This is a genomic window from Alkalicaulis satelles (genome assembly GCF_008630495.1).
In the GTDB taxonomy this organism is placed as follows: Bacteria; Pseudomonadota; Alphaproteobacteria; order Caulobacterales; family Maricaulaceae; genus Oceanicaulis; species Oceanicaulis satelles.
This window is the reverse complement of sequence record NZ_VWOJ01000002.1, coordinates 836,194-861,058: the sequence shown is the minus strand read 5'-3', so window position 1 is coordinate 861,058 and position 24,865 is coordinate 836,194. Positions and strand designations below refer to the sequence as shown.

Genomic DNA, 24,865 nt, shown 5'->3' with positions numbered 1-24,865 from the left:
CGAGTGTCCAATTTGCTAGACACTTGCCGCTCTGGCAGTTCGAGGCGCATTCATGACCCCAGTTTTTCCCTTCCCCGCCATTGTCGGGCAGGAGGAGATGAAGCAGGCCCTGCTCATCGCGTGCGTGGAGCCGCGTGTGGGCGGGGTGCTGGTGTTCGGCGACAGGGGCACGGCCAAGTCCACTGCAGTACGCGCGCTGGCCGGGCTTCTGCCCCCCATCGAGACCTATGAGCACTGCCCCTACAACTCCGCGCCCGGCTCGGCGCCGGTCAATGGCGACGGGCGCTCGCGCGGCAATGTGGTGAGCAAGCCCGCCCCGGTGGTGGATTTGCCGCTGGGCGTCACCGAGGACCGGGTGGTGGGCGCGCTGGATATCGAAAAGGCGCTGCGCAAGGGCGAGAAGGCGTTCGAGCCGGGTCTGCTGGCGCGCGCCAACCGGGGCTTTCTCTATATCGACGAGGTCAATCTTCTCGAGGATCACATCGTCGATCTCTTGCTCGACGTGGCGGCCACCGGCGAGAATGTGGTGGAACGCGACGGGCTGAGCGTGCGCCATCCGGCGAAATTCGTGCTGGTGGGCAGCGGCAATCCGGAAGAGGGCGAGCTGCGTCCGCAATTGCTCGACCGGTTCGGCCTGTCGGTGGAGGTTGAAACGCCGCGCGATATCGAGATGCGCATCGAGGTGGTGCGCCGGCGCGATGCGTTTGAACGCGATCCCCATGGCTTCTGTGCTCAGTGGGCCAGCGAGGTGGATGCGCTGCGCACGCGCATCGCCGAGGCGCAGGGACGCATCGGTGCGCTGGAAACCCCCGAGGCGGTTCTGCGGCGCGCGTCTGAAATCTGTCTGGCGCTGGGCGCGGACGGGCTGCGCGGCGAGCTGACCCTGATCCGCGCGGCGCGCGCAGCGGCGGCGCTGAACGCAGCCGACGAGATATCGCTGGAGCATTTGCGCGCCGTGGCGCCCGCCGCCCTACGCCACCGCCTGCGCCGTGATCCGCTGGACGAGGCGGGCTCATCGGCGCGCATCGAGCGGGGCCTGGCCGAGGCGTTCGCCGCGTGAGCGCGGACATTCCCCTTCCCCATGCGCCGCCCCTTGAGGGCTGGGCGCTGGCGCGTCTGGCGGCGGCCTTGATCGCCGTCGATCCGGGTCTGGGCGGGGCGCTGGTGACCGCGCGCGCCGGGCCGGTGCGCGAGGCGTTTCTGGACACGGTGCGCGCGCTGATCAATGAGGACGCGCCCTGGCGGCGCATCCCGGCAGGGATCAGCGACGAGGCGCTGCTGGGCGGGATGGATCTGGCCGCCACGCTGAAAACCGGCAGGCCGGTGATGCGCGAAGGGCTTCTGGGCGAGATACGCGGCGGGGCGGGCGTGCTGGCCATGGCCGAGCGCGCCGGGCCAGGCCTGGCCGCCCGGCTTGCGATGGCGCTGGACGGGCCGGACGCGCCGGTGATCCTGGCGCTGGATGAAAGCGCGGACCCGGATGAAGGCGCGCCGCGCGCGCTGGCCGAGCGCCTGGCCCTGCATATCAACCTCAGCCAGGTGGCGCTGGGCGATCTGGATGCCGCAGGCGAGGGTGTGGACCGCGAGACGGCGGCCATGGCGCGCATGCATCTGCCTCATGTGCTCAGTGGCGAGGCGGCGCGGGCGCTCACCGAAACGGCCGCCGCGCTGGGCATAGATTCCTTGCGCCCGCCGCTGATGGCGCTGCGCGCGGCGCGGGCGGCCGCCGCGCTGGAGGGGCTGGACGAGGTGACCGACGCGCAGACCGTGCTGGCCGCCCGGCTGGTGCTGGCGCCGCGCGCCACGCAGCTGCCCCGGGCCGAGGGCGATGAGAATGACGCGCCGCCGGACGATCCGGCCAATGATCGCGAGACCCGCAATGAAGACCCGCCCGCCAGCGATGACGAGACGCCGAGCCCGGACGCCCTGACCGAGATTACCCTGGAGGCGGCGCGCGCCGCCATTCCGGCTGATCTGCTGGCGCGGCTGGAGGCGGGCGTGCCGAACGCGCGCAGCCGCGCTGCCGGCAAGGCCGGGGCGGCCAAACGGGGCGGCCTGCGCGGGCGTCCGGCCGGCTCGCGCCGGGGCGATCCGGGCGAGGGGCGCCGGCTGGACGTGCTGGCGACGTTGCGCGCGGCGGCGCCCTGGGGCCGCATGCGCCGCAAGGGCTGGAAGCGCCTGGCGCCCGGCCCGGCGGTGGAGGTGCGCCGCGAGGATTTCCGCATCAAGCATTTCAAGGAGAAGGCCGAGACCCTGACCCTGTTCGTGGTGGATGCGTCGGGCTCGCTGGCGCTCAACCGCCTCGCCGACGCCAAGGGCGCAGTGGAGATGATGCTGGCCCAGTCCTATGTGCGCCGCGACCAGGTGGCGCTGATCGCGTTTCGCGGGCGCGGGGCGGAGACGCTGCTGCCGCCCACCCGCTCGCTGACCCGCGCCAAGCGGTGTCTCGCCGCCTTGCCGGGCGGGGGCGGCACGCCGTTGGCCGCCGCCATCGAGGCGGCTGAGGCCCTGGCCCATGGCGCAGCGCGTCAGGGGCGCACGGTGACGCTGGTCTTTCTCACCGACGGGGCCGCGAACGTCACCCGCGACGGCCATGGAGGGCGCGAAGCGGCCATGGCCGAAGCCAGCGAGGCCGCCCGGCGCCTGCGCGCGGCGGGTCATGGCGCGATCATCGTGGATGTCTCCAAGCGCGGGGCGGAGACCGCGCGCGTCATCGCCCAGGACATGGCCGCGCGCTATGTGCGCCTGCCCGCCGGCGATTGCGGCGCGTTGGCCCAGCTGGCCCGCAAGGCGGCGGCATGAGGCGCGCGCGCATCCCCGCCGGCTGGCCCTTCGCGGAGGCCAGCCAGATCGTGCCTGCAGGCGGGGTGAACTGGCATGTGCAGCGCTTCGGCGCCGGCCCGGCCCTGCTGCTCATTCATGGCGCAGGCGCCTCGACCCACTCCTTCCGCGAGCTGGCGGCCCGGCTCAAAGACAAGTTCGAGATCGTCATGATCGACCTGCCCGGGCTTGGCTTTTCCAGCAGCCTGCGCGCGCCGGACGTGGCGGCGGTGGCGCGCGCGCTGGGCGCTTTGCTGCGCGAGATCGGAGCGGCCCCGGCTGTGATCGCAGGCCATTCGGCGGGCGTGGCGGTGGCCCTGCGCCTGGTGCTGGACGGTCATGCAGCCCCGCGCGCCATTGTGGGCTTCGCCCCGGCGCTCAAACCCTATGGCGGGCGCGCGGACGGCATCGCCTCGAAAACCGCGCGCCTGGCCCTGCTCAATCCGCTGGCCGCGCGCCTCCTGTCGGCCCAGGCGAGCCAGACCCGTGTGGCGCGCCTGATCGAGCGCACCGGCTCGCGCCTCTCGCCCGAGGGTCTGGCGCTCTATCAGCAGCTCTTGCGCCAGCCCGGCCATATCGCGGGCACGCTGCGCCTGATGGCGCACTGGAAGCTGCGCCCGCTGCAGGCCGAGCTGCATAACATCGCCCTGCCTGTCACCTTCGCAGCCGGAGAGGCCGACAGCGCCACCCCCGCCCGCGCCATTGAAGCGACCGCGCGGCTGATCCCGGACTGCCGCCTGATCAGCCTGCCGGGCCTTGGCCATCTGGCGCACGAGGAAGATCCGGCGCGCGCCGCGGACATCATCCTTGAGGCGGCGCGGGCGGCGGGCGTCACCGTCCAGGACACGCAAACCGACACTCATCCCGGGTTGCGGCTCGCAGGAGGCGCATCATGCCCAGCCTGACCCTGCCGGCCAGCCATCCCCACCGCACCGCGCTCAGCGAGGAGGTGCATGCGCGCCCGCCCCAGCCGCTGACCGGGCCTTTGAGCGCGTCCTATCTGGTGCTCTATACCGGACCGGAGGACCGGGATGCGGACCGGGCCGCCATCGCCGATCTGGCCAAGCGCTTCAGCGCCGCGGCGCCCTCACCGGACGCGACCCATTACAGCGCTCATCTGGGCCCGGTGCGGGTGATCTGGGAGCGCCATACCGAGTTCACCCGTTACACATTCATCCGCCAGAATGGAGACGAGCGCGCCCCGTTCGACAATCCGCCCATCGCCGAGGCGCCGTCGGACTGGCTGGAGAGCCTGCCCGGCGAGATCATTTACGCCGCTCATGTGCTGATGGTGAATGCGGCTGGAGACGGTCCGGCGATTGACGAGACCGCGCGCGCCCTGTTCGGAGACGCCGAGCTGGTGGGGGCGCGCATCGGGGCCGGTCACAGCGTGGTGCTGACCAGCTTCCGCAGCCATGGCGACGGCTTCAACCGCTTCCTGATCCGCAATGCGTCCCTGAATCCGATCCAGGCCGGGCGCCTGATGCGCAATCTTCTGGAGATGGACACGTATCGCATGATGGCCCTTCTGGGCCTGCCGCCGGCGCGCCAGATGGGCCGCACCCTGACCGAGCGCGAGCGCGAGCTGGCCGAAATCACCCATGAAATGGCGGACGGGGTGCATAGCGACGAGAGCGGGCTGCTGGACCGGATCACGCGGCTGCAGGCCGATATCGAACGGCGCCATTCCCAGCACCGCTTCCGCTTCACCGCCTCGGAAGCCTATTACGGCATAGTTCAGGCGCGCATTGACGAGTTGCGCGAGCAGCGCCTTGAGCGCCTGCAGACCTTCGCCGAATTTGTCGAACGCCGTCTGGCGCCCGCCATGAACACGGTCAAGGCCGTGTCCGAGCGGCTGGGCTCCATGTCGGAACGCCTTTCACGGGTGACCCAGCTCTTGTCCACGCGCGTGGCGCTGACCCAGGAACAGCAGAGCCGCAAGCTGCTGGCCGCCATGGCCCGGCGCGCCAAGCTGCAGCTGCGCCTGCAGCGCACGGTGGAGGGGCTCTCCATCGCAGCCATCAGCTATTACGTGGTCGGCCTGTTCGCCTATCTGGCCAAGGGCGGGGAGGATCTGGGCCTGCCCTACAACGCCACCCTGGTCACCGCTGCCGCCATTCCCATCGTGGTGTTCATGCTGGCCTATGGCCTGCGCCGGGTGCGCGCCGGCCTCAACCGGACGGGAGACTGATCCATGCCCAGAGACACAGCCGACACACGGCCCCATGCGGTGGTCATCGGCGCCGGGTTTGGCGGGCTCGCTGCGGCGGTGCGCCTGGGCGCGCGCGGCTACCGGGTCACCGTCCTGGATAAACTCGATGCGCCGGGCGGGCGAGCTTATGTCTACCGCGAAGGCGGCTATGTGTTCGACGCCGGCCCCACCATCATCACCGCGCCCTTCCTGTTCGAGGAATTGTGGGCGCTGGCCGGTCGCAAGCTGGAAGACGATGTGGAGCTGCGCGAGATCTCGCCTTTCTACGGCATTCGCTTTGATGACGGCTCGGTGTTCCAGTGCTCGCGCGACGCCGGGGCCATGCGCGCCGAAGTGGCCAAATTCAATCCCGCAGACGTGGCCGGCTATGAACGCTTTTTGAAGAAGAGCGAGGAGATTTTCCGCGTCGGCTTCGAACAGCTCGGCCATGTGGCGTTTGACACCATCGCCGACATGGCGCGCATCGCGCCGGACCTGATCCGCCTGTCCGGGCACCGCTCGGTGCATGATCTGGTCTCGCGCTATGTGCGCGACCCGAAAGTGCGCACGGCGCTGAGCTTTCACCCGCTTCTGATCGGCGGCAATCCGTTCGAGGCGAGCGCGGTCTACTGCCTGATCTCCTATCTCGAACGCAAATGGGGCGTGCATTTCGCCATGGGCGGCACCGGCCAGCTGGTCGACGGACTGGTCAGCCTCATCGAGGGCCAGGGCGGCGTGGTGCGCTGCAATACCGAAGTCAGCCAGATCACCGTGGACGCCGGCCGCGCCACGGGCGTGCGCCTGAGCGATGGGCAGGAGATCAGGGCGGACATCGTGGTGTCCAATGCCGAAACCGGCCACACCTACAAACACCTTCTGTCTGACGCCCCGCGCAAGCGCTGGACCGACGCCAAGGTGGACAAGGCGCGCTACTCCATGAGTCTGTTCGTGTGGTATTTCGGCGTGCGCCGCACCTATCGGGACGTGGATCACCACACCATCGTTCTGGGCCCGCGTTACAAGGGCCTTCTGGACGACATTTTCCGCCGCAAGCATCTGGCGGACGATTTCAGCCTCTATCTGCACCGGCCCACCGCCACCGACCCCAGCCTGGCGCCGCCGGGATGCGAGGCGTTTTATGTGCTCTCGCCCGTACCCAATCTGGAGGGCGATGCGGACTGGACTGAAATCGCCGAGCCCTACCGCCAGGCCATCGAAAAGCGTCTGGAGGAGACGCTCCTGCCGGGGCTGAAGGAGGCGGTGGAGGTGTCGCTGACCCTGACGCCGCTGGATTTCCGCGACCGGCTCAATTCGCTGCGCGGCGCGGCCTTCGGGCTGGAGCCGGTACTGACCCAGAGCGCCTGGTTCAGGCCCCATAACCGCAGCGAGGACATCATGGGGCTCTATCTGGTGGGCGCAGGCACCCATCCCGGCGCAGGCGTGCCGGGGGTGTTGTCCTCGGCCCGGGTGCTCGACAGCGTCGTGCCGGATGCGAGGGCCCATGTCTGAGCGCTTCGCCAGCCCCGCCGATCTCGAGGCCTGCCGCCGCGCCATCCGGGGCGGGTCGAAGAGCTTCTACGCCGCCTCGCTCCTGCTGCCGTCCGGCGTGCGCGCGGACGCCTATGCGCTCTACGGCTTCTGCCGGCGCGCCGATGACGCGGTGGATGACGGGCGCAATCCGGGCGCGGCCTGCATTGATCTGAGCCGGCGTCTGGACGCCATCTATGCCGGGCGCCCCGGACCGGACCCGGTGGATCGGGCCTTCGCCGATCTGGTCGAGGCGCGCGCCATACCCCGCGCCCTGCCCGGCGCCCTGATCGAGGGGTTTGTCTGGGACGCGCAAGGCCGGCGCTTTGACACTATTGGCGATGTGCGCGCCTATGGCGCGCGGGTGGCGGGCACGGTGGGCGTGATGATGACGCTGGTCATGGGCGTGCGCGATCCGCACGCGCTGGCCCGCGCCAGCGATCTGGGCGTGGCCATGCAATTGACCAATATCGCGCGCGATGTGGGCGAAGATGCGCGCGCGGGCCGGCTCTACCTGCCGCGTCAATGGATGGAGGAGGCGGGGCTCGACCCGGACGCCTTCCTGGCCGCGCCCTGCTTCAGCCCGCAATTGGCCCAGGTCATCGCGCGCGTGCTGGACGAGGCCGACCGGCTGTATGAGCGCGCCCGGCCGGGCGTGGCCCTGCTGCCTTCAGGGTGCCGGGCCGCCATCCATGCCGCCTCGCGCATCTATCGCGATATCGGCGGGCAGATCCGCCGCGCAGGGTTTGACAGCGTCACCCGGCGCGCGGCGACCTCGAAACGGCGCAAGCTGGCGCTGGCCGCCGCCGGGCTTCTGGACGCCGCCGGCGCCGGGCGGCAGGACGCTGGAGGCCCGCTGGCCGAAACCCGGTTTCTGGTGCAGGCCGTGCCGCCCGCCCCGCCCCGGGCGCCGGACCTGGCCTGGTGGCGGCTGGGCGAACACTGGGGGCGGATGTTTGAGATTCTCCACGCCCTGGAGCAGCGCGAACAGGCCGCCTTGCGCCAGTCCATGGCGAGCCGCCAGCGGAGAGGGTGATGCAGGCCTATCTGCCGCTGGTGTTTGAGCTTCTGATCGCCGGCGCCGTGATCGGCTGGTGCGTGCGCGAGCTGATCCTTCTGCGGCGCGACGACGCCAAGGACAAGAGCGATAGCGAAGACGGGCCGTCCTGAGCCGCACCGTTCTGGATCCGCCCCATTGCCGCCCCCGCGCCCGGCTCTAGTCTCTGGGGGCCCTTCCTGCATCAAGGACACGCCATGACCGAAGCGCCGCTCTGGACCCTCGCGCCTTTTCTGGGCCTGGTCTTTCTCGCCTCGCTCACCGGCGCGGTCTTCCGTCCGGGCGCCTGGTACAAATCGCTCCGGAAACCGTCCTGGACGCCGCCCGATTTCGTGTTCCCGTTGGTCTGGGGCCTTCTCTATGCGGCCATGGCCTATGCCGCATGGCGGGTGTGGGCCACCGCCGAACTGCATCCCGCGCTGGCGGTGTGGGGCGTGCAGCTGGCGCTCAATGCGCTGTGGTCGGCAGTGTTCTTCGGCCTCAGACGCCCCGGCTGGGCGCTGGCGGAGGTGGCGCTGCTCTGGCTGGCGGTAGCGGCGAATATCTACGCCTTCACCCAGGTGGACGCCCTCGCCGCCTGGCTGCTGGCGCCGTATCTGGCCTGGGTGAGCCTGGCCGCCTTTCTCAACCTGGAGATCGTGCGCCTGCGAAAGGCCGCAGCATGAGCAATGACATGATCTTCCTGGTGGAGCTGATCCTGATCTTCGGCGCCATCATGGCGTTCGGGGTCTGGGAGCTGATCAAGCTCCACCGCGAGGAAAAAAAGGACGACCAGAACCCAAGCTAGCGCCAGAACGCGCGCGGCATGCGGAAGGGCAGCATCATCTTGACCACGGGTGACGAAAACCGCGTCAGGTCCAGGCTCTCATGCATGGACTTGCGCGGCGCGCCCAGGAGCTCCGTGCTGATCAGCGAGCGCGCATAGAAGGGCGTGTCTTCCAGCGTCTGTTGCACCTGCGCTGACCCTTCCGAACGCGCCGCGCGCGCCACCCGCCACCCGGTCAGGGGCAGGTCCTTGAGCGGCGGGGGATCGAAGGCGGCCGCCTTGCCGTCCGGCCCGATGCGCAGGGCGAGGCCCTGGCCGCCGCCGTCTTTCCAGACCGAATCATAAAGAATCGCCGCGCCGTCCGGCAGCGCCGTGCGCGCCCAGTTCCAGGAGCGAAACCCCGCTTCCAAAGGCTCCTCGCCCGCATTCATGTCCACATAGGCCTCGCCGGAAAAGCGCAAGTCCGGCGCGGTGAAGCGCGCCTCCACCCGCGCGCGCGGCCAGATCGGACGCCAGACATGGCGGCCTGCCGCATCCAGCGTGAAGGTCTCGCTCTGCTCGGCCTCGGGGCGGATCACCACCTGGCCGCGCACGCGCAAGGGGACGGGCGCGCCATACTCGGCGATGTCATAGATCAGCGCCCCGTCCTCAAACCGCACCGCGCTGGGGCCGAGCCGCACATGATCTTCACCCGCCTCCACCTCGCCTGCGCGGCGCTCGGTCATGGCCCAGCGGCGCACCCCGGGGCCATAGAGGCAGACATTGAGCGCGCAATGATCCAGGGGCGCGCGCCGGCCCGCCCAGGCGTAATAGGGCGAGAATACGCTGCCCAACAGGGTGATCAGGACGAGGCTGAAGCGTCCGTCCGCGCTGATGGCGTCGGCGTAGAGCCAGCGATACCCGCCGGGCGCCAGCGGGGCGTCGAAGCGAAATCGGCCAGAATCGCGCGCGCCGCCGTGCGGCCCGACAGCATGGAGGTCGGAACCCCCGGCCCAGGATGGGTCCCGCCCCCCGCCAGATAGAGGCCCGGCAGGCGCGTCTTCGCCCCCGGCCGCGCAAACGCCGCCCGCCATCCGTGCAGGGCCCGCCCGTAGAGCGCGCCGCCCGTCCCGGGAAAGCGCGCCGCGAAGCCGTCCGGCGCCGTCGTCTGATACGCATCCAGTTCCAGCGTCAGCCCGCTGGCCCTGAGGCGCGCCTTCACTTGGGTCAGCCATGATCCGGTCTCCTGAAGCCCATAGGCGCGCCGCTCCCCGTCGGGCGGCGCGTTGATGAGGATGAGAAAGCGCTCTGCGCCCCGCGGCGCCGGTCCCGCCCCTCGGTCCTGGGCGCAGATATAGATGGTCGGATCATCGGGCATGCGCTGCTCATCGAACAGGGCTCCGAACTCGGCGCGGTAATCGCCCGAGAAGAAGACATTATGGCGCTCCAGCGCAAAGCCCTCAGCCTCGCCTACGCCCGTCCAGACCACAGCCGACAGCGAGCGCGGCCCGTGGGCGGGCGCCATGGCCTGCGCCGCCGCCGGCCCCAGACACCCGGCCCGCAGGGCGTCGGGATCGCCATTGGCCAGCACGGCGCGCGCCGCAATGATCTCGCCGCCCGCCAGGCGCACCCCGCTCACCCGGCCATGCGCGGTCAGCACCGCCTCGGCTTTCGTGTCATAGCGCAGCTGTGCGCCCAGCGCGCGGGCGAGCCCGGCCATGGCGCGCGATAATTGCGTCATGCCCCCGTCCACAAACCACACGCCCTGCTGCTCGAGGGCGGCGATCATCATCAAGGTGGCCGGCGCCTCGAAAGGCGAGGACCCGCAATAGGTGGCGTAGCGGCCATACAGCTGGCGCAGGCGCGCATCGGGGAAATACCCGCCCAGCACATCCCACAGCGCGGAGAAGGGCCGCAGGGTCGTGACGCCCGCAGGGTTCTGCGCCAGCATGCGAAGGGTCAGACCGGGCGGGCTGGGCCTTGAGGCGAACAGGAAGCTCGGCTCAAGGGCCTCATAGAGCTTTTGTCCGTCGCGCAGGAAGCGCGCGAAGGCGCGCGCCTGGGCTGCGCCGGCGAAGCGCCCGGCTTCATCCACGCTGCGTTCGGGGTCAGGATAGAGATCAAAGCCCTGATCATCGCCCCAGGCATGACGGGCCAGGCGCTCTGCGCGCGTCAGGGAAACATGATCGGCCAGCGATGCGCCCGCATCGGCGAATAATTGCTCAAACCCGGCGCGCAGGGTGAGGACGGTGGGTCCGGCGTCGATTGCGGCGCCGCCCGCCTCCAGCGTGCGCATCTTGCCGCCGGGTTCCGGGGCGCTTTCCACCAGGGTCACCGGTACGCCGCGCGCGGCCAGATCAATGGCCGCGGCCAGACCACCCATCCCCGCTCCGATGATCACGGCGCGATCCGGTCCGCGCGCGCCGCTCATTGACAGGCCGGGAAAGAGTGTCCAGTCTTCATGACAGTCAAACTGACAGGAAAACTGGACGCCGACAACCGCAAGGTCAGGCTTCAGGGGGAGGACGACGCCATGGAGGCCGATGCACGCATCGAGGCGGAGCTTCGCGCCGCCCTGGGACGGGCCGCCGGGACGGGATGTCCGCCCCGTTTCGCCGCCGCCCTGGAGCATGCGGTCTTCCCGGGCGGGGCGCGGGTGCGGCCCAAACTCTGCCTGGCGGTGGCGGGCGCCTGCGGCGATCCGGACCCGGCCCTGTCGGGCGCGGTGGCGGCGGCTCTGGAACTCTTGCACTGCGCCTCCCTGGTTCATGACGACCTGCCCGCTTTCGACAATGCTGATGAGCGCCGCGGCCACCCGTCGGTGCACGCCGCCTATGGCGAGCCGCTGGCGATCCTGGCGGGCGATGCGCTGATCGTGCTGGCCTTCGAGACCGTGGCGCGCGCCGGCGCAGCCGCGCCCGAGCGCCTGCCCGGCCTGTTATCGCTGATCGCCCGGGCCGTCGGCGCGCCGGTGGGAATCGCCGCCGGTCAGGCCTGGGAAAGCGAACCGGAGGTGGACGTGGCCACTTATCACCGGGCCAAGACCGGCGCGCTGTTCGTCGGTGCGGTGATGGCGGGCGCTGTGTCGGCGGGCGCAGACCCGGCGCCCTGGCGGCTGATGGGTGAAAAGATCGGCGAGGCCTATCAGGTGGCCGATGACCTGCTGGACGCCATGGGCTGTGCGGACGCGGGCAAGCCCATCGGGCAGGACGCGGCCCTCAACCGGCCCAGCTGCGCGCGCGCGCTGGGGCTGGACGGGGCGGTGGCCCGGCTGAGGACCCTGGTGGCCGAGGCCGCAACCGCCGTTCCCGACTGCGCCGGCGCGCCCATGCTGCGTGAGCTGGTGACCGCGCAAGCCAAGCGTCTGGTTCCGAAAAACCTCGCCGCAGCCGCCGCTTGAGCGCGGCCATGGGCTGGCGCGCCGTGCTCGGGGACTGGCGCAACCGGCTGGTCTCCCGCCCGGGTTTCCGCCGCTTCGCCAAGGCCTTCCCCCTGACCCGCGCCAAGGCGCGCGCCGAGGCGCGCGCGGTGTTCGATCTGATGGCGGGCTTTGTCTATACCCAGACCCTGCTCGCCTGCATCGAGACCGGCCTGTTTGAATGTCTCGCTGACGGCCCGCAATCGCTGGACGCCATCGCCGGTCACGCCGGACTGCCGCGCGAAGGCGCACAGCGGCTCGCCGAAGCCGCCGCCTCGCTGGATCTTCTGGAGCGCCGCTCGGGCGGACGCTATGCGCTGGGGCGGCTGGGCGCGGCGCTGGCGGGCGAGACGGGCCTTGCGGCCATGACGCGCCATCACGCCCTGCTCTATCACGATCTGCAAGACCCGCTGGCGGTCCTGCGCGGCGAGGCGCGCGAGGGACGGCTGGCGCAATTCTGGGGCTATGGGCGCGGCGAGGGCGTGGGCGGGCGCACCGACGCCTATTCGGAGCTGATGGGCGCCACCCTGCCCATGGTGTCCGAGGAGATTTTCGCCGCCATAGATCTAAAGCGCTACCGCCAGCTGCTCGATGTGGGCGGAGGCGAGGGCGCCTTCCTGATCGAGGCGGCGCGCCAGGCGCCCCGTCTGAACCTCGCCCTGTTCGACCTGCCCGCCGTGGCGGACCGGGCCCGCCAGCGCCTGGAAGCAGCGGGGCTCGGCGCCCGCGCGGCGGTCCATGGCGGCAGCTTCCTGACAGACCAGCCCCCGGCCGGCGCCGATCTCATCTCGCTGGTGCGCATCGTCCACGACCATGACGATGAGGATGTGATGACGCTCTTGCGCGCCTGCCGGGCGGCCCTGGCGCCGGGCGGGACCTTGTTGCTGGCCGAGCCCATGGCCGATGCGCCGGGCGCCGCGCCTATGGGGGAGGCGTATTTCGGATTTTATCTGGCCGCCATGGGCAAGGGGCGCCCGCGCAGCGCGCCGGAACTGATCGCCATGCTGGAGGCGGCGGGCTTTGAGCAGGTGCGTCTGCACCCTCCCAGAATGGCGCTCATCGCCAGCGTCATGACCGCCCGGGCCGCGCCTGATCGTAAATCATAATTGACTGTTGTGAGTGTCAATGTAAACTGACACGCAATTGGCGAATGAGAGATAAAGCCTGGGGAGGCGGGATTTGGACGCCCTAGCCATCGTACTGGAAGAGCCCAAGCGCATTGCGCTGAACCGGCTGGCGATCGCCGCCGCGGGGCCGCAGGACGTGGTGGTCGAGATCGCCTGGTCAGGCGTCAGCACGGGCACCGAACGCCTGCTCTGGTCGGGGGCGATGCCGCCCTTCCCGGGCATGGGCTATCCGCTGGTCCCCGGCTATGAATCCATCGGACGCGTGATCGAAGCCGGAGCGGACTCAGGCCGGCATGAAGGCGACTGGGTGTTCGTGCCCGGCGCGCAATGCTTCGGCGCGATCCGGGGCCTGTTCGGCGGCTCGGCGTCGCGCGTCACCGTGCCCGGCGCCCGGGTCACCCCGGTGGATGAAAATCTGGGCGAGCGCGGCGTCATGCTGGCGCTCGCCGCCACCGCCTGGCACGCCATGGCGGGCGATCACGCCGCGCCGGACCTGATCATCGGCCACGGCGCGCTGGGCCGGCTGCTGGCGCGTCTTACGCTGGCCGCGGGCGCGCCTGCGCCGGTGGTGTGGGAGATCAATCCGGACCGCATGGACGGGGCTGAGGGCTATCGGGTCCTGCGCCCCGAAGACGATCCGCGCCGGGACTATCGCGCCATTTATGACGTGAGCGGGGATGCGAATCTCCTGGACTCGCTGGTGGGCCGCCTGGCCAAGGGCGGGGAGATCGTGCTGGCGGGCTTCTACGCCGAACGGCTGAGCTTCAATTTCGCACCCGCCTTCATGAAGGAGGCGCGCCTGCGCATCGCGGCGGAGTTCAGCCCCGCCGATCTGGACGCCGTCGGGCGCCAGATCGCCAGCGGCGCGCTCGGCCTGGACGGCCTCATCACTCACCACAGCGCGCCCGGCGAAGCCGGGAAGGCCTATGACACCGCCTTCACTGACGCGTCCTGCCTGAAGATGGTCATTGACTGGAGAACGTGCTGATGGACGGCGATTTCAAGGCAAACGGCAAGTCTGGCGGCCAATCGGACGCGCTGCGCCGCGAGGCGGCCCAGGCGCCTGATCCGGTGCACACAGGACCGGTGAAGAAAGAGACCCAGATCATCGCCATCTACGGCAAGGGCGGGATCGGCAAGTCGTTCACCCTGTCCAATCTCAGCTATATGATGGCCCAGCTGGGCAAGAAGGTGCTGCTGATCGGCTGCGACCCCAAGAGCGACACCACCTCGCTTTTGTTCGGCGGGCGCGCCTGCCCGACCATTATCGAGACCTCCTCGCGCAAGAAAGAGGCCGGCGAAAGCGTCCAGATCGGCGATGTCTGCTTCAAGCGTGACGGCGTGTTCGCCATGGAGCTGGGCGGTCCCGAAGTGGGCCGCGGCTGTGGCGGGCGCGGCATCATCCACGGCTTCGAGCTCCTGGAATCGCTGGGCTTCCACGAGTGGGATTTCGACTATGTCCTGCTCGATTTCCTGGGCGATGTGGTGTGCGGCGGGTTCGGCCTGCCGATCGCGCGCGACATGTGCCAGAAGGTGATCGTGGTCGGCTCCAACGATCTGCAATCGCTCTATGTGGCCAATAATGTGTGCTCGGCCGTGGAGTATTTCCGCCGGCTGGGCGGCAATGTGGGCGTAGCCGGCCTGGTCATCAACAAGGATGACGGCACGGGCGAGGCCCAGGCCTTCGCCGAGAAGGTCGGCATTCCGGTTCTGGCGGCCATTCCCGCCGACGACGATATCCGCCGCAAGAGCGCCAATTACGAGATCATCGGCAAGCCGGGCTCGCCCTGGGCGGCGCTGTTTGAAGAGCTGGGGATCAATGTCGCCGAGGCGCCCCCGGTCCAGCCCCGCCCGCTCGACCAGGACGGGCTGCTGGCCCTGTTTGATTCCGAAGAGGCCGAAGGCATGGCTCTGGTGCCCGCCACATCGGCGGACATGTGCGGGGTCAATCACGTCGAAAAACCCTCCCTCGAAGTCGTGTACGACGAAGTCTGAGGGGCAAGGCCATGGCCAAAGACACCGTCACCCTCCTCAATACGCGCCCTCAGGGCGCCGGCGACGCAGCTGCGCCGCGCGAAGAGGCCGTGCCGGCGGACGCCAACGCATCCGGCTGCCATGCTGGCGCGGAGAAAATGCGCGCCCAGGCCGCCGCGTCCGGGGCCGCCGAAATCCTGGAGCAATACGAAAAAGACTATCCCAAGGGGCCGCATGACCAGCCCCAGTCCATGTGCCCGGCCTTCGGCTCGTTGCGCGTGGGCCTGCGCATGCGGCGCACGGCGACGATCCTGTCGGGCTCGGCGTGCTGCGTGTACGGGCTGACCTTCACCTCCCACTTCTACGGCGCGCGCCGGACGGTGGGCTATGTGCCGTTCAATTCCGAAACCCTGGTCACGGGCAAGCTGTTCGAGGACATTCGCGACGCGGTGTTCGATCTGGCCGATCCCGAGCACTACGACGCCATCGTGATCACCAATCTGTGCGTGCCCACCGCCTCGGGCGTGCCGCTGCGGCTTTTGCCCAAGGATATCAATGGTGTGCGCATTATCGGCATAGACGTGCCAGGCTTTGGCGTGCCCACCCATGCCGAGGCCAAGGACGTGCTGGCGGGCGCCATGCTCAATTATGCGCGCACCGAGGCCGAGCTGGGCCCGGTCCAGGCGCCCGACCGCGCCCGCGACGAGCGCCCGTCCGTGACGCTGCTGGGCGAGATGTTCCCGGCCGATCCGGTGGTGATCGGGCGCCTGCTCGACCCCATGGGGCTGGCCGCCGGGCCGGTGGTCCCCACGCGCGAATGGCGCGAGCTCTATGCCGCGCTCGACAGCCCGGTGGTGGGCGCGATCCATCCTTTCTACACCGCCTCCATCCGCGAGTTTCAGGCCGCAGGCCGCGCCATTGTCGGCTCGGCGCCGGTGGGCCTGGACGGCACGGCGGCCTGGCTGGAAGCCATTGGCGAGGCCGCCAATGTCCCGGCGGCCAAGATCGAAGCGGCCAAGCAGGCCGTGCTGCCCGCCATCAAGGGCGCGCTGGCGGCCAAGCCCATCAAGGGGCGCATCACCCTGTCGGGCTATGAGGGCTCGGAATTGCTGGTGGCGCGCCTCTTGGTCGAGAGCGGAGCCGATGTGCGCTATGTAGGCACGGCCTGTCCAAAAACGCCGTGGTCTGGGGCCGATCTGGCCTGGCTGGAAGCCCATGGCGTCCAGGTGCGCTTCCGCGCCTCGCTGGAACAGGATCTGGCCGCGGTGGACGAGTTCAAGCCGGACCTGGCCATCGGCACCACGCCCGTGGTGCAGGCGGTCAAGGAGAGCGGCACGCCCTCGCTCTACTTCACCAATCTGATCTCGGCCCGGCCCCTGATGGGTCCGGCGGGCGCCGGCTCGCTGGCCGATGTGGTCAACGCCGCCATGGCCTCCAAGCCGCGCTTTGACGAGATGCGCGCCTTCTTCGAGGGCGTGGGGACCGGGCATGCAGCGGGCGTCTGGGAGACCACGCCCGAAGACAGCCGCACCTTCCGCATGAAGGAAGCGCGCAAGCGCATCAGCGCCGAACAGGCGCGCCAAAAAGCGATCGAGGCGCCCACAGGATGCTAGTGCTCGATCATGACAGGGCCGGGGGATATTGGGGCGCGGTGTATGTGTTCACCGCGATCAAGGGCCTGCAGGTGGTGATCGACGGGCCGGTCGGGTGCGAGAACCTGCCCGTCACCTCGGTGCTGCACTATACCGACGCGCTGCCGCCGCACGAGCTGCCCATCGTGGTCACGGGCCTGAGCGAAGACGAGATGGGCGCTGGCACCGAAGAGGCCATGAAGCGCGCCCATGCCGTGCTGGAGCCGGACCTGCCCGCCGTGGTGGTCACCGGCTCCATCGCCGAGATGATCGGCGGCGGGGTCACGCCCGAAGGCATGAATATCCACCGCTTCCTGCCGCGCACCATCGACGAGGACCAGTGGCAGAGCGCGGACCGCGCATTGCTGTGGCTATGGACCGAGTACGGCGCCAAGCACGGCAAGCGGCCCAAGGCCAAAAAGCGCGCCGAAGGCGCCAGGCCGCGCGTGAATATCATCGGCCCGTCCTACGGCATGTTCAACATGCCCTCCGATCTGGCTGAAATCCGCCGTCTGGTGGAGGGGCTGGGCGCGGATGTGAACATGGTCATGCCGCTGGGCAGCCATCTGGCCAATGTGCCGCGCCTGGTGGATGCGGACGTAAATATCTGCATGTACCGCGAGTTCGGGCGCCTGCTCTGCGAAGAGCTGGACATGCCCTATCTGCAGGCGCCCATCGGCCTGCACTCCACCACCAAATTCCTGCGCGCCCTGGCCGAATTGCTCGGTCTGGACGCCGAGCCCTTCATCGAGCGCGAGCGTCACACCACCATCAAGCCCTTGTGGGATTTGTGGCGCTCGGTGACCCAGGATTTCTTCGGCACGGCAAGCTTCGCCATCGTGGCCAACGAGACCTATGCGCGGGGCCTCAAGCACTTCCTGGCCGACGAGATGGGCCTGCCGTGCACGTTCGCCGTCTCGCGCTGCGCCGGGGTGAAGCCTGACAACGCCGCAGTGCGCCAGGCGATCAAGGACACGCCGCCCTTCATCCTGTTCGGCAGCTATAACGAGCGCATGTATCTGGCCGAGAGCGGGGCGCGCAGCCAATACATCCCGGCCTCCTTCCCCGGCGCGGTGATCCGGCGCCATACCGGCACGCCCTTCATGGGTTATGCCGGGGCGACCTATCTGGTACAGGAAACCTGTAACGCCCTGTTTGACGCCCTGTTCCACATCCTGCCGCTGGCGACCGACATGGACCGCGCGCCGGCCACGCCCGCGCGTCTGGCGCGCGAGCTGACCTGGGAGGCCGAGGCGCGCGACGCGCTCGACGCCCTGGTGGAGCGTCAGCCGGTCCTGACCCGCATTTCAGCCGCCAAGCGCCTGCGTGACGCAGCTGAAGCGCGCGCGCGCCAGGACGGCGCGGCCCGCGTGAGCCTGGCGCATGTGCGCGCAGGCGAGACATCTCTTCTGGAAAGGCAAGGCGCGTGAGCGCGCGCAAACCCTTCCTTCCTGCGTTCCGGACCGGTGATGAGCCGGTCCGGGAACGTGCCGGACCACGCTTGGCCCGGCATGACCCGCTGCGGGGATGCCGCAGCGTCTATGGGAGTAATGTCTCATGAGTGACTCAATGTCCGGACTGTCGGAAGGAGAGGCGAAGGAGTTTCACAAGATCTTCGTCTCTAGCTTCCTTGGATTCACGGCAATTGCGGTCGTCGCCCACGTTCTCGTGTGGTTCTGGCGTCCGTGGCTCGGTTAGGAGGAAAGAACCATGTGGAAAATCTGGCTTCTTTTCGATCCGCGCCGGGCGGTTATCGCCTTGTTCGTGTTCCTCTTCACCCTGGCCATCCTGATCCATTTCATCCTGCTCTCTAGCGAGCGGTACAACTGGATTGATGGCGCCGCAGGTGGCGGCATGGCCGCCATTACGACCGAGTCTGTCAACTTGTAACGAGTTGGCCGGCGCTTTGACGCCGTCTTTGACGGGCGGCGAGCCAGACGCGCAATAGCGTTCTGGTCAATCCTGACGGCCGTACAGCGGGGCCGGGCGCTACGGCGCCCGGCGCCGCCCGGGCGACCGATAACGGAGATAGTGCAATGGCATTATTGAGTTACGAGCGCAAATATCGGGTCCGAGGCGGGACGCTTATCGGCGGAGATCTGTTCGATTTCTGGATTGGCCCCTTCTTTGTCGGCTTTTTCGGCGTGACGACACTGTTCTTCTCGGCGATCGGCACCGGCCTGATCCTTTACGCCGCCTCTCTGGGCGATACCTGGAACCCCTGGCTGATCGACATTCAGCCGCCTGACATCAGCTACGGGCTCGCCCTGGCGCCGATGCGTGAAGGCGGGCTGTGGCAGATCATCACGATCTGCGCGACGGGCGCCTTTGTTTCCTGGGCCCTGCGGGAGGTGGAGATCTGCCGCAAGCTGGGCATCGGCTATCACGTGCCCATCGCTTTCGGGGTGGCGATCCTGGCCTTTGCGACCTTGAACATCTTCCGGCCCTTGCTCCTGGGCGCCTGGGGGGAAGGTTTCCCCTACGGCATCATGAGTCATCTCGATTGGGTCTCGAACGTGGGCTACGCCTTCGTCAACTTCCACTACAACCCGGCGCACATGATCGCGGTGAGCTTCTTCTTCGTCACCACGTTCGCGTTGGCGCTGCATGGCGCGCTGGTCCTGTCGGCCACCAATCCCGGCAAGGGCAAGACGGTGAAGACCCCCGACCATGAGGACACCTTCTTCCGGGACATCCTGGGCTATTCCATCGGCCCGCTGGGGATTCACCGGCTGGGGCTGTTCCTGGCTCTCTCGGCGGGCTTCTGGAGCGCGGTCTGCATGATCATTTCCGGCCCGTGGGTCCGGTCATGGGTGGACTGGTGGAGCTGGTGGCGCGAGCTGCCGATCTGGAGCTGAGCGGAGACATATGATGACCACTTATCAGAATATCTTCACCCAGGTTCAGGTCCGCGGTCCTGTCGAGCCGGGGGTCGAATTGCCCCCGGGTGACGAGGCGCGGACCGGCAAGGGCTTTTTCAGCCATCTGATCGGACGGATCGGCAACGCCCAGATCGGCCCGATCTATCTCGGCTTCACCGGCGTGGCGTCGCTCATCTGCGGCTTCATCGCCATCGAGATCATCGGCTTCAACATGCTGGCCTCGGTCAACTGGGATCCCATCGCCTTCGGGCGGGAGTTCTTCTGGCTGACCCTGGACCCGCCGGGGCCGGAATACGGCTTCCAGCCTTTCGTGCCTCTCAATGAGGGCGGATGGTACATACTGGCCGGGTTCTTCCTGACAGCCTCCATCATCTTGTGGTGGGTGCGCACCTACCGGCGCGCCATCCAGCTGGGCCTGGGCACGCATGTGGCCTGGGCGTTCGCCTCGGCGATCTTCCTCTATCTGGTGCTGGGCTTCATCCGGCCGATGTTGATGGGCGATTGGTCCCAGGCGGTGCCCTTCGGCATCTTCACGCACCTGGACTGGACGAACAATTTCTCCCTTATGTACGGGAACCTGTTCTACAACCCCTTCCACATGCTCTCGATCACCTTCCTGTATGGGTCAGCCCTGCTCTTCGCCATGCATGGCGCGACCATCCTGGCGGTGGGCCGTTATGGCGGCGACCGGGAGATCGAGCAGATCAGCGACCGGGGCACGGCCACCGAACGGGCCGCGCTGTTCTGGCGCTGGACCATGGGCTTCAACGCCACAATGGAGTCCATTCACCGCTGGGCCTGGTGGTTCGCGGTCCTGACCACCCTCACCGGCGGTATCGGGATCCTGATCACAGGCACTGTAGTGGACAACTGGTTCATCTGGGCCAGCGAGAACGGGATCGCGCGCCCGCTCTGAGAGCGGAACCGCCTTCCCGTCCCGGCTGACGGTAAGACCCCCCCCACCCCCGGACCGCACGCGCGGCCCGGGGGTTCTTTTTGTCTGGTGAAATGAGGAGAAGCACTCGGGCGGCGCGCCGCCAGCGGGCGCTCAGAGAAACCCTAACGGTCCAGTCCCAGCGCGGCCCAGCGTTCGAGATAGATGCGCAGCCAGGGTGCGAAGCGGTCCGGCGCGGCGGCGATTTCCGCAATCAGGGCCGGGCGGCTGATCCAGCGCACCTGCGCCACTTCGGCAGGATCGGGATTGAGGACGAGATCGCGCCGGTCCACCCGGGCGCGGTACAGGCGCACGCGCTCATGCTCGATGAGCCCGCCGCCCACATCGGCGTGATAGGTGGTCTCGCCGCAGGCGGTCAGGGGCAGGTCCGCGCCCAGCTCCTCGCGCACGCGCCGGCGCGCGCTCGCCTCATGGCGCTCGCCCCAGTCGGGATGGGTGCAGCAGGCGTTCGCCCACATCAGCGCGCAGTGATACTTGCCCGCCGCGCGTTGCTGCAGGAGCATGTCGGCGCCGTCGAACACAAACACCGACACCGCATCATGCAACAGGCCCTGGCGGTGCGCTTCCATCTTGTCGACGGGATAGCGCGTTCCGTCCGCGGCTATGGCGGGGATGATACGGTAATCGGACCGGCCGCTCAGGCCACGTTGTAGTTTCTGTGCAGGGCGCATTCCGACCAGATTTCCGACAGGGCTGCGATGAGCCGGTCAATATCGCCGTCGCTGTGCACCGGAGAGGGGGTGATGCGCAGGCGCTCGGTCCCCTTGGGCACGGTGGGATAATTGATCGGCTGGACATAGATTCCGTGCGTGGCCATCAGCCAGTCGCTGATGCGCTTGCACTTGACCGGATCGCCCACCATCACCGGCACGATATGGCTGGGATTGTCCAGCGTGGGAATGCCGATGCCCGCCAGCCGCGCGCGCACCAGGCGCACATTGCGGCGCTGGCGCTCGCGCTCCATCTGGGACGTCTTGAGATAGCGCACCGCCGCGCACGCGCCGGCCGCCACGGCGGGCGGCAGGGCGGTGGTGAAGATGAAGCCCGAGGAGAAGGAGCGCACGAAGTCGCACATGGCCGCCGAGCCGGCGATATAGCCGCCCATCACGCCATAGGCCTTGCCCAGCGTGCCCTCGATCACCGTGATGCGGTCCATCAGCCCTTCGCGTTCGGCGATGCCGCCGCCGCGCGGGCCGTACAGGCCCACCCCGTGCACTTCATCAAGATAGGTCATGGCGCCATGGCGCTCGGCCACGTCGCAAATCTCGGCGATGGGGGCGATGTCGCCATCCATGGAATAGACCGATTCAAACGCTACCAGCTTGGGCGCGTCCGGATCGAGCTGGCTCAGGCGCCGGTCGAGATCGGCCGGGTCATTATGGGCGAAGACATGCTTCTGGGCGCGCGAATGGCGGATGCCCTCGATCATGGAGGCGTGATTGAGCGCGTCGGACAGGACAATGCAGCCGGGAATGCGCGAGGCCAGCGTGCCCAGCGTGGCCCAGTTGGACACATAGCCCGAGGTGAACAGGAGCGCAGCTTCCTTGCCGTGCAGATCGGCCAGCTCGCGCTCCAGCAGCACGTGATAATGATTGGTGCCCGAGATGTTGCGCGTGCCGCCGGCGCCCGCACCGCACCGCTCAAGCGCCTCGTGCATGGCCTCGAGCACCACCGGGTGCTGGCCCATGCCCAGATAGTCGTTGGAACACCAGACCGTGACCTCGCTCTCGCCATCCTCATGGTGGCGGGTGGCGCAGGGGAAGGCGCCCTTGCGCCGTTCGATGTCGGCGAAGACGCGATAATTGCCCTCGGACTTGAGGCGGGCGAGCGAGTCTTGGAAAAACGCGTCGAAATCCATGGAACGTTCCTTCCGTCACAGATCAGGCGAGCGGCGCGGGTCGCGCGCCGGAAGCAGCCACCGCCACAGCGCCCCGTCGGGCACGGGCAGAGCGAGAAACAGGTGCTCGAGCACCCCCAGAGCGGCCAGCGTGGCCAAAAGCGCAAAGGCGGCGGCCTCGAACGGCGAGGCGGCGGAGGCTGCGGCCCAGAACAGGGCGCCGGCCACGACCGCCATGGCGGCGGTGGTCACGGCGAAGAAGGCCCCGGCCGGGCGGGGGCTGAAATAGCTGCGCAGATGCGACAGCCGGCCCGGCAGGAAATGGTCGGTGAAGTGCGGCGCGGCCACAAACAGGTTGAGCTTGGAGCTCAGGCGCAGGACGAACAATAGGGCGAACACTTGGAAGGCCACTGCGTTGGCCGCTCCCAGACTCATCACACCCAGACCGATCACCGTGGCGGCCAGCGCCAGCTCGTGATGGATCAGGGTCGCCGCCGCAGCGCGGAAGCGCGGCCAGCCGGTCAGGCCCGGCGGGCAGGGCGCCCGGTTGGGTCCGGTGACATAGCCGAACAGGAAGCTCATCTCGTGCCAGGCCCAGATCGCCAGCGCGCTCAGCGCCCCGGCATAGGCGGCCATGGGCGCGGTGATGTCGCGCAGGCCCCACACGCCCGCCATCCCGGCCAGCGCCAGAACGCCCGCCGCCGCCATGGCCGCCCGCCGCGCCCCATCTGACCGCTCGCCCAGGACCAGAATGATCCCGGTGGACAGCCACCAGAGCGCCAGCGTGGCCAGGATGGGGGCGATCAGGCTCATGGGCGCGCCTACCAGACCGGCTGCAGGCGCACGGTGTCCGGCGCATCATTGCGCTCGACCCGGTGCATATAGAGGCCCACAAACGTCCCGAAAGCCTGCAGCGCGCACACGCCGCGCTTGAGGCCGCCGATCACCCCGCCTTGCGCCTTGGCCGCGTCCATGCGCGCGCTGATGGCGCGCATGCGCTCCAGCCCGGCGCGGAATTTGGGGCTGTCGGTATCCAGCGTGATCGGGAAGACCTGGCGGGTGATCTCGGTGGTGAGGGCGAACACCTCGTGGTCGTACTCGGTGGGATCAACGCCCAGCGCCGCATGGAAATGGGGCCGGTTGTGATCGCGCACATACATGGTGGCGTAGACCGCCACCAGGAAGAAGCGGATCCACAGCTTGTTGACGCCCCGCAACAGTTCGGGATTGCCCCGCATGATCAGGGCGAAGGCCTCGCCATGGCGGAATTCGTCATTACACCATTCCTTGAACCAGTTGAAAATCGGGTGGAACTGGTATTGCGGATTGCGCTCGAGCTGGCGGTAGATGGTGATGTAGCGCGCATAGCCGATCTTCTCCGACAGATAGGTCGCGTACAGGATGAATTTCGGCTTGAAGAAGGTGTATTTCTTGGTCTTGGTCAGAAAGCCCAGATCCACCCCGATGCCATAATCCTTCAGACAGGTATTGATGAAGCCGGCATGGCGGCTCTCATCGCGGGCCATCATCTTGAACAGCTTGCGCCAGTCGGGGTTGGAGGTGTTCTTGACGATCTCCCCGTACAGGACGCAGCCGGAGAATTCCGAGGTCAGCGAGCTGACCAGGAAGTCGACGAATTCCTTGCGCAGCCCTTCGGGCAGGCTCATCAGCGCATTGTCGAAGGCCTCGGTGCGCTTGAAATGGCCGCGATTGGGATCGGCCTCCATCTCCGCGATCAGCTTGTCCCATTCGGCGCGCACGGCGTCCACGCCCAGCGCGTCCAGCTCCTTGAAATCGGTGGTGTAGAAGCGCGGGCTGAGAATGGTGTCGGTCTGGGCCAGGCGCGTGGTTTCGCTCGGCTCGGTGCGGGCGCGCCCGGCGGGCGCGGCGTCTAGGGTCGCGGTGGTCATAGTTTCCTCGCGGCTGAAAAGCTGACTTCGTAGAGTTCCATGATCTCCAGACGCGCCATCAGGCGCGTCCACTGACGTGACAGCCAGCCCGCGCGCATCACGGTGGCGACCCGGTCATAACGGGCCGCCTCGCCGTACTGGACCGTGATGGGAGAGCCGTGCACGCGCACCCGGTCGCCCGGATAGATCGGCACATCGCCCTCCAGCGCCACATGGGCGTGGAGATGCTCGTTAGTGTGCTCCACCTCGATGGTGCAGTTCACGTCAAAACGGCGGGGATTGCGGCTCATGGCTGGCCTCCGGCGGCCTCGGCGCGCAGGCTGGCTGTGCTGCGCTCGAGCAGATCGTCGAACGCATCGCGATTGTCCGGGCCGAAAGCGTTGAGATAGATGTTCACCCCGCTGGCCGGGTCGATCAGCCAGAGCTGGCCGTCCTCGAACCGGGCGAGCCGGACGGGGGTCTCGCGCCCCAGGCCGCGCATGCGGCGCTGGCGTGCGACAGTGCGCATCACGCCGCGTACAAACACGCCCTCATTCTCGCCATACTCAATGAGGCGCGCGCCATTGGCGGCATTGTTAACCGTGACCAGGCCCCGGGCGCCATCGTCGAACAACAGCTCGGCGGAGAACACCGGATCATCACCCGGCGCATATCGCGCGCCGGCCCCGGTCCACTGGGCGAAGGCCGCGATGATCATGGTCGCCACCACCAGCACGCACATGGCGAAGACCGCACGCTGGTGGATGATTTCCTGACGGCTCTGGGACATGGGTGACACTCCTGCTGGTCCG

At 68.4% G+C, this 24,865-nt stretch carries 27 protein-coding genes; 19 read left to right on the top strand and 8 right to left on the bottom strand.

Annotated features, from left to right (window positions below; translation table 11 throughout):
• Positions 1-52 precede the first annotated feature (52 nt).
• From bchI to F1654_RS14115, 9 genes are all read left to right on the top strand, one after another.
• Positions 53-1,060 carry a magnesium chelatase ATPase subunit I gene (bchI, locus tag F1654_RS09755; RefSeq protein ID WP_150023317.1) on the top strand — a complete coding sequence of 336 codons (1,008 nt, stop codon included), beginning with the start codon at positions 53-55 and terminating at the stop codon, positions 1,058-1,060.
• On the top strand, positions 1,057-2,802 hold the full coding sequence (locus F1654_RS09750; RefSeq protein WP_233205221.1) for a magnesium chelatase subunit D: 1,746 nt from the start codon (positions 1,057-1,059) through the stop codon (positions 2,800-2,802). Before bchI ends, F1654_RS09750 begins: the two co-directional genes overlap by 4 nt.
• Entirely contained in the window at positions 2,799-3,725 is a 927-nt protein-coding gene (gene bchO, locus F1654_RS09745) for an alpha/beta fold hydrolase BchO (protein ID WP_150023316.1), read from the top strand. The genes F1654_RS09750 and bchO overlap by 4 nt, the downstream gene beginning before the upstream one ends.
• On the top strand, positions 3,713-5,011 hold the full coding sequence (locus tag F1654_RS09740; protein ID WP_150023315.1) for a DUF3422 family protein: 1,299 nt from the start codon (positions 3,713-3,715) through the stop codon (positions 5,009-5,011). The genes bchO and F1654_RS09740 overlap by 13 nt, the downstream gene beginning before the upstream one ends.
• Before the next feature lie 3 nt (positions 5,012-5,014).
• Positions 5,015-6,520 (top strand): phytoene desaturase, encoded by a 1,506-nt coding sequence (locus F1654_RS09735; protein ID WP_150023314.1) that lies wholly within the window; start codon positions 5,015-5,017, stop codon positions 6,518-6,520.
• Positions 6,513-7,574 (top strand): phytoene/squalene synthase family protein, encoded by a 1,062-nt coding sequence (locus F1654_RS09730; protein WP_233205220.1) that lies wholly within the window; start codon positions 6,513-6,515, stop codon positions 7,572-7,574. Before F1654_RS09735 ends, F1654_RS09730 begins: the two co-directional genes overlap by 8 nt.
• A complete protein-coding gene (locus F1654_RS14120) occupies positions 7,574-7,708 on the top strand; it encodes a hypothetical protein (protein WP_269844613.1) in 135 nt (44 codons plus the stop codon). Before F1654_RS09730 ends, F1654_RS14120 begins: the two co-directional genes overlap by 1 nt.
• 84 nt (positions 7,709-7,792) lie before the next feature.
• On the top strand, positions 7,793-8,260 hold the full coding sequence (locus F1654_RS09725) for a TspO/MBR family protein (RefSeq protein ID WP_150023312.1): 468 nt from the start codon (positions 7,793-7,795) through the stop codon (positions 8,258-8,260).
• Positions 8,257-8,382: a hypothetical protein gene (locus F1654_RS14115; protein ID WP_269844612.1), complete on the top strand. Its 126-nt coding sequence runs from the start codon at positions 8,257-8,259 to the stop codon at positions 8,380-8,382. The genes F1654_RS09725 and F1654_RS14115 overlap by 4 nt, the downstream gene beginning before the upstream one ends.
• Here F1654_RS14115 and F1654_RS09720 read toward each other — a convergent pair.
• Positions 8,379-9,194: a hypothetical protein gene (locus tag F1654_RS09720; protein ID WP_233205219.1), complete on the bottom strand. Its 816-nt coding sequence runs from the start codon at positions 9,192-9,194 to the stop codon at positions 8,379-8,381. The genes F1654_RS14115 and F1654_RS09720 overlap by 4 nt on opposite strands.
• Positions 9,195-9,202: 8 nt before the next feature.
• The gene (gene crtD / locus F1654_RS09715; RefSeq protein WP_233205218.1) at positions 9,203-10,741 is read right to left on the bottom strand and encodes a 1-hydroxycarotenoid 3,4-desaturase CrtD; all 1,539 of its coding nucleotides are present in this window, start codon (positions 10,739-10,741) and stop codon (positions 9,203-9,205) included.
• Between the two features lie 132 nt (positions 10,742-10,873).
• Here crtD and F1654_RS09710 point away from each other — a divergent pair, with 132 nt between their 5' ends.
• From F1654_RS09710 to pufM, 10 genes are all read left to right on the top strand, one after another.
• Positions 10,874-11,740, top strand: a complete 867-nt coding sequence (locus tag F1654_RS09710; RefSeq protein ID WP_150023408.1) for a polyprenyl synthetase family protein — start codon at positions 10,874-10,876, stop codon at positions 11,738-11,740.
• An 8-nt stretch (positions 11,741-11,748) separates the two neighbouring features.
• Positions 11,749-12,864 (top strand): methyltransferase, encoded by a 1,116-nt coding sequence (locus F1654_RS09705; protein WP_150023310.1) that lies wholly within the window; start codon positions 11,749-11,751, stop codon positions 12,862-12,864.
• Positions 12,865-12,937: 73 nt separating this feature from the next.
• The gene (gene bchC / locus F1654_RS09700) at positions 12,938-13,873 is read left to right on the top strand and encodes a chlorophyll synthesis pathway protein BchC (RefSeq protein WP_150023309.1); all 936 of its coding nucleotides are present in this window, start codon (positions 12,938-12,940) and stop codon (positions 13,871-13,873) included.
• A complete protein-coding gene (locus tag F1654_RS09695; protein WP_150023308.1) occupies positions 13,873-14,880 on the top strand; it encodes a chlorophyllide a reductase iron protein subunit X in 1,008 nt (335 codons plus the stop codon). The genes bchC and F1654_RS09695 overlap by 1 nt, the downstream gene beginning before the upstream one ends.
• A gap of 11 nt (positions 14,881-14,891) precedes the next feature.
• Complete coding sequence (gene bchY / locus F1654_RS09690; RefSeq protein WP_150023307.1) at positions 14,892-16,472, top strand: chlorophyllide a reductase subunit Y; 1,581 nt, start codon at positions 14,892-14,894, stop codon at positions 16,470-16,472.
• Positions 16,466-17,920 (top strand): chlorophyllide a reductase subunit Z, encoded by a 1,455-nt coding sequence (gene bchZ / locus F1654_RS09685; protein WP_150023306.1) that lies wholly within the window; start codon positions 16,466-16,468, stop codon positions 17,918-17,920. Before bchY ends, bchZ begins: the two co-directional genes overlap by 7 nt.
• 127 nt (positions 17,921-18,047) lie before the next feature.
• Positions 18,048-18,188: a light-harvesting antenna LH1, beta subunit gene (gene pufB / locus F1654_RS14190; RefSeq protein WP_150023305.1), complete on the top strand. Its 141-nt coding sequence runs from the start codon at positions 18,048-18,050 to the stop codon at positions 18,186-18,188.
• Between the two features lie 12 nt (positions 18,189-18,200).
• The gene (gene pufA, locus F1654_RS09675; RefSeq protein WP_150023304.1) at positions 18,201-18,380 is read left to right on the top strand and encodes a light-harvesting antenna LH1, alpha subunit; all 180 of its coding nucleotides are present in this window, start codon (positions 18,201-18,203) and stop codon (positions 18,378-18,380) included.
• Positions 18,381-18,526: 146 nt separating this feature from the next.
• Complete coding sequence (gene pufL / locus F1654_RS09670; RefSeq protein WP_150023303.1) at positions 18,527-19,348, top strand: photosynthetic reaction center subunit L; 822 nt, start codon at positions 18,527-18,529, stop codon at positions 19,346-19,348.
• A gap of 13 nt (positions 19,349-19,361) precedes the next feature.
• Positions 19,362-20,288 (top strand): photosynthetic reaction center subunit M, encoded by a 927-nt coding sequence (pufM, locus tag F1654_RS09665; RefSeq protein ID WP_150023302.1) that lies wholly within the window; start codon positions 19,362-19,364, stop codon positions 20,286-20,288.
• A gap of 143 nt (positions 20,289-20,431) precedes the next feature.
• On the opposite strand, the gene F1654_RS09660 is transcribed toward pufM, so the two are convergent.
• From F1654_RS09660 to puhC, 6 genes are read right to left on the bottom strand one after another with little or no spacing between them, the layout of a single operon-like run.
• On the bottom strand, positions 20,432-20,998 hold the full coding sequence (locus F1654_RS09660; protein ID WP_150023301.1) for an isopentenyl-diphosphate Delta-isomerase: 567 nt from the start codon (positions 20,996-20,998) through the stop codon (positions 20,432-20,434).
• Complete coding sequence (hemA, locus tag F1654_RS09655) at positions 20,965-22,185, bottom strand: 5-aminolevulinate synthase (protein ID WP_150023300.1); 1,221 nt, start codon at positions 22,183-22,185, stop codon at positions 20,965-20,967. Before hemA ends, F1654_RS09660 begins: the two co-directional genes overlap by 34 nt.
• Before the next feature lie 15 nt (positions 22,186-22,200).
• The gene (gene puhE / locus F1654_RS09650; protein WP_150023299.1) at positions 22,201-22,977 is read right to left on the bottom strand and encodes a putative photosynthetic complex assembly protein PuhE; all 777 of its coding nucleotides are present in this window, start codon (positions 22,975-22,977) and stop codon (positions 22,201-22,203) included.
• An 8-nt stretch (positions 22,978-22,985) separates the two neighbouring features.
• Complete coding sequence (gene acsF / locus F1654_RS09645) at positions 22,986-24,074, bottom strand: magnesium-protoporphyrin IX monomethyl ester (oxidative) cyclase (RefSeq protein WP_150023298.1); 1,089 nt, start codon at positions 24,072-24,074, stop codon at positions 22,986-22,988.
• Positions 24,071-24,364: a hypothetical protein gene (locus tag F1654_RS09640; RefSeq protein ID WP_150023297.1), complete on the bottom strand. Its 294-nt coding sequence runs from the start codon at positions 24,362-24,364 to the stop codon at positions 24,071-24,073. Before F1654_RS09640 ends, acsF begins: the two co-directional genes overlap by 4 nt.
• On the bottom strand, positions 24,361-24,843 hold the full coding sequence (gene puhC, locus F1654_RS09635) for a photosynthetic complex assembly protein PuhC (RefSeq protein WP_150023296.1): 483 nt from the start codon (positions 24,841-24,843) through the stop codon (positions 24,361-24,363). The genes F1654_RS09640 and puhC overlap by 4 nt, the downstream gene beginning before the upstream one ends.
• Between the last annotated feature and the right edge of the window lie 22 nt (positions 24,844-24,865).

Coding starts and splice junctions, on each gene's coding strand:
- bchI (WP_150023317.1), top strand. CDS start 53: ATGACCCCAGTTTTTCCCTTCCCCGCCATTGTCGGGCAGGAGGAGATG.
- bchO (WP_150023316.1), top strand. CDS start 2,799: ATGAGGCGCGCGCGCATCCCCGCCGGCTGGCCCTTCGCGGAGGCCAGC.
- F1654_RS09740 (WP_150023315.1), top strand. CDS start 3,713: ATGCCCAGCCTGACCCTGCCGGCCAGCCATCCCCACCGCACCGCGCTC.
- F1654_RS09735 (WP_150023314.1), top strand. CDS start 5,015: ATGCCCAGAGACACAGCCGACACACGGCCCCATGCGGTGGTCATCGGC.
- F1654_RS09730 (WP_233205220.1), top strand. CDS start 6,513: ATGTCTGAGCGCTTCGCCAGCCCCGCCGATCTCGAGGCCTGCCGCCGC.
- F1654_RS14120 (WP_269844613.1), top strand. CDS start 7,574: ATGCAGGCCTATCTGCCGCTGGTGTTTGAGCTTCTGATCGCCGGCGCC.
- F1654_RS09725 (WP_150023312.1), top strand. CDS start 7,793: ATGACCGAAGCGCCGCTCTGGACCCTCGCGCCTTTTCTGGGCCTGGTC.
- F1654_RS14115 (WP_269844612.1), top strand. CDS start 8,257: ATGAGCAATGACATGATCTTCCTGGTGGAGCTGATCCTGATCTTCGGC.
- F1654_RS09710 (WP_150023408.1), top strand. CDS start 10,874: ATGGAGGCCGATGCACGCATCGAGGCGGAGCTTCGCGCCGCCCTGGGA.
- F1654_RS09705 (WP_150023310.1), top strand. CDS start 11,749: ATGGGCTGGCGCGCCGTGCTCGGGGACTGGCGCAACCGGCTGGTCTCC.
- F1654_RS09695 (WP_150023308.1), top strand. CDS start 13,873: ATGGACGGCGATTTCAAGGCAAACGGCAAGTCTGGCGGCCAATCGGAC.
- bchY (WP_150023307.1), top strand. CDS start 14,892: ATGGCCAAAGACACCGTCACCCTCCTCAATACGCGCCCTCAGGGCGCC.
- bchZ (WP_150023306.1), top strand. CDS start 16,466: ATGCTAGTGCTCGATCATGACAGGGCCGGGGGATATTGGGGCGCGGTG.
- pufB (WP_150023305.1), top strand. CDS start 18,048: ATGAGTGACTCAATGTCCGGACTGTCGGAAGGAGAGGCGAAGGAGTTT.
- pufA (WP_150023304.1), top strand. CDS start 18,201: ATGTGGAAAATCTGGCTTCTTTTCGATCCGCGCCGGGCGGTTATCGCC.
- pufL (WP_150023303.1), top strand. CDS start 18,527: ATGGCATTATTGAGTTACGAGCGCAAATATCGGGTCCGAGGCGGGACG.
- pufM (WP_150023302.1), top strand. CDS start 19,362: ATGACCACTTATCAGAATATCTTCACCCAGGTTCAGGTCCGCGGTCCT.
- F1654_RS09660 (WP_150023301.1), bottom strand. CDS start 20,998: ATGCGCCCTGCACAGAAACTACAACGTGGCCTGAGCGGCCGGTCCGAT.
- hemA (WP_150023300.1), bottom strand. CDS start 22,185: ATGGATTTCGACGCGTTTTTCCAAGACTCGCTCGCCCGCCTCAAGTCC.
- puhE (WP_150023299.1), bottom strand. CDS start 22,977: ATGAGCCTGATCGCCCCCATCCTGGCCACGCTGGCGCTCTGGTGGCTG.
- acsF (WP_150023298.1), bottom strand. CDS start 24,074: ATGACCACCGCGACCCTAGACGCCGCGCCCGCCGGGCGCGCCCGCACC.
- F1654_RS09640 (WP_150023297.1), bottom strand. CDS start 24,364: ATGAGCCGCAATCCCCGCCGTTTTGACGTGAACTGCACCATCGAGGTG.
- puhC (WP_150023296.1), bottom strand. CDS start 24,843: ATGTCCCAGAGCCGTCAGGAAATCATCCACCAGCGTGCGGTCTTCGCC.